The following is a 2,611-nucleotide window of genomic DNA, read 5'->3' on the forward strand; positions in this document are numbered from 1 at the left end:
CAGCCGCTCGCCCGTGACCGGATCAAGGCCGGGGCAATCCGGCTGACATACCGGCTGAAATGGAAGCGACAGGACGACCGCCTCCCTGACCAGAGTTTCAAGATCCACGTGGTCGTCTTGAACCTCGAAGTCAGCTTCGTCTTCTCCAGGATACGCGAAAAGCTCCTGGAACTCGACTTCGAGCCCCTGGGTGATGTCGATGAGGCATCGACTGCACACGCCTGTGTACTCCGTGTCGACCTCTCCCGACACGAGGACGCCCTCGTGAACCGACTCCAGACGCACGTCCACGGCGACGATCTCGCCCTCGGGGACGGCGACGAGCCCCTCCCCCCACTTCTCGGGGGCGGGCACCTCGAACGAATGCTCGCGCATCTCGCCGGGACGACGAACGAGATCGCGTACCGGGATCGCGAACGGACCCGTCACATGCTTTCTGACCACGGATCCAGCCTAGCCGCGGCTAGCTGGTCAGATGCCGCGTGCGCCCGTGTCGAGGAAGCGCGCGACGGCCGCCGGGACGTACGGCGAGACGTCGCCGCCGAGCGACGCGACCTGCCGCACGAGCGAGCTCGACACCAGCGCGTGCGCGGGGTCGGGCAGGAGGAACACCGTCTCGACGTGGGCGAGATGGCGGTTGACGATCGCCATGGGCGTCTCGTAGGCGACGTCCACCTGCGACCGGATGCCCTTCACGAGCACACCCGCGCCCACATCGGTCGCGTAGTCGACGAGCAGCCCCATGCTCCAGGACGCGACGATCACGTCGCCTTCGATGTCGCCCTCGGCGATCGACTGCTCCAGCAGCGACTGGCGCTGCGCGATCGGCAGCATCGCCTCTTTGCCGGGGTTGTGCACCACCAGCACGTGCAGCTGGTCGTACAGCGACGCCGCCCGCCGGATGACATCGAGATGACCGAGGGTCGGCGGATCGAACGATCCCGGGACGACGGCGATCCGGCTGCTCATGCCGACCAGCCTACTTGGCGGAACGCCCACCCCTGCGCGTCAGTTCTTGGCGAGCGCGGCACGCTCGGCCGTGCTCACGCTGTGCTCCAGCGCCGCGGCGAGCCCCGGGTTGCGGTCGAGGGCGGGATCGTCCGCCAGCACCTGCTCGGCGGCGACGCGCGCCTCGGCGATGACGTCGGCGTCCTTCACGACCCGCAGCAGCCGCAGCGACGAGCGCGCGCCGGACTGGGCGTCGCCGAGCACGTCGCCCTCGCCCCGCAGCTCCAGATCCACCTCGGCCAGCGCGAAGCCGTCGAGCGTCGATGCGACCGCGTCGACGCGGTCCCGTGCCGGCGTGCCCTGGGGGGCTTCGGTGACGAGCAGGCACAGTCCCGGAACGCCGCCGCGGCCGACGCGACCGCGCAGCTGGTGCAGCTGCGACACGCCGAAGCGGTCGGCCTCGAGGATCGCCATGGTGGACGCGTTGGGCACGTCGACGCCGACTTCGACCACCGTCGTCGCGACGAGCACGTCCACGTCGCAGCGGGCGAACGCCTGCATGACGGCATCCTTCTCGTCCGAGGGCATCTTGCCGTGCAGGATCTCGACCCGGATGTCGGCGAACGACGGATGCCGCGACAGCAGGTCGGCGACCTGCACGACCCCCCAGCGGGTGCGAGGGGCCTCCCCCGCCGTGTCGCCGGCCGGCTCGTCGGCGGTGTCGTCCTTGGTGAGGGCCTCGGCGTCGATCGCCGCGCACACCACGAACGCCTGCCGCCCCTGCGCGACTTCTTCGGCGATGCGCTCCCAGACGCGGCCGAACCAGCCGGGCTTCTCGGCGAGCGGAGCGACGAACGTCTCGATGGGCGCGCGACCGGCGGGCATCGTCCGGATCGTCGAGACGTCGAGGTCGCCGAACACCGTCATCGCCACGGTGCGCGGGATGGGGGTCGCGGTGAGGACGAGCGCGTGCGGCGCCGAACCCTTGGCGCGCAGGGACTCGCGCTGCTCGACGCCGAACCGGTGCTGCTCGTCGACGACCACGAGCCCGAGATCGGCGAACGTCGTGGACTGGCTCAGCAGCGCGTGGGTGCCGACCACGATGCGCGCCTGCCCCGAGGCGGCACGGAGAGCGGCCTTGCGCCTCTCTGCCGCCGGAAGCTGGCCCGTCAGCAGCGTCGGCATCAGCTCCGGCGCGAGCTGCGGTCCGAGCATGCGCGCGATCGATCGCACGTGCTGCGCGGCGAGCACCTCGGTCGGAGCGATCAATGCGGACTGGCCGCCGGACTGTGCCACCTGCAGCATGGCGCGCAGGGCGACGAGCGTCTTGCCCGAGCCCACCTCGCCCTGCACGAGCCGGTTCATCGGCCAGTCGCCCTGCAGATCGCGCACGATCTGCTCGCCCACGCTCACCTGGTCGGGTGTCAGCGGGAAGGGCAGCGCCTCGTCGAACCGCTCCAGGAGCGGGCCCGGCGTGCGCCGGGTGGCCGACATGGCCCGCACCGACGCCCGCTGCTGCAGCAGCGCCACCTGCAGCACGAACGCCTCCTGCATGCGGAGCGTCGCGCGGGCCTGATCGATCTCGTCGAACTGCTGGGGGCGATGGATGCGCTCCAGCGCGGTGCGCGCGTCGAGCAGGTCGTGCCGCGCCCGCACCTCCAGC

3 protein-coding genes are annotated in these 2,611 nt (G+C 71.0%); all 3 read right to left on the reverse strand.

What is annotated here, in order from left to right:
• A partial coding sequence (locus ACTHNQ_RS06955) for a YceD family protein (RefSeq protein WP_440332286.1) occupies positions 1 to 429 on the reverse strand: 429 nt, incomplete at its 3' end.
• A 42-nt stretch (positions 430 to 471) separates the two neighbouring features.
• Positions 472 to 969, reverse strand: a complete 498-nt coding sequence (coaD, locus tag ACTHNQ_RS06960; RefSeq protein WP_018171117.1) for a pantetheine-phosphate adenylyltransferase — start codon at positions 967 to 969, stop codon at positions 472 to 474.
• Between the two features lie 39 nt (positions 970 to 1,008).
• Positions 1,009 to 2,611, reverse strand: a 1,603-nt coding sequence (locus ACTHNQ_RS06965) for an ATP-dependent DNA helicase RecG (RefSeq protein WP_440332288.1), incomplete at its 5' end; no start/stop codon positions are given.

The organism is Microbacterium sp., assembly GCF_051953575.1.
Lineage (GTDB): Bacteria > Actinomycetota > Actinomycetes > Actinomycetales > Microbacteriaceae > Microbacterium.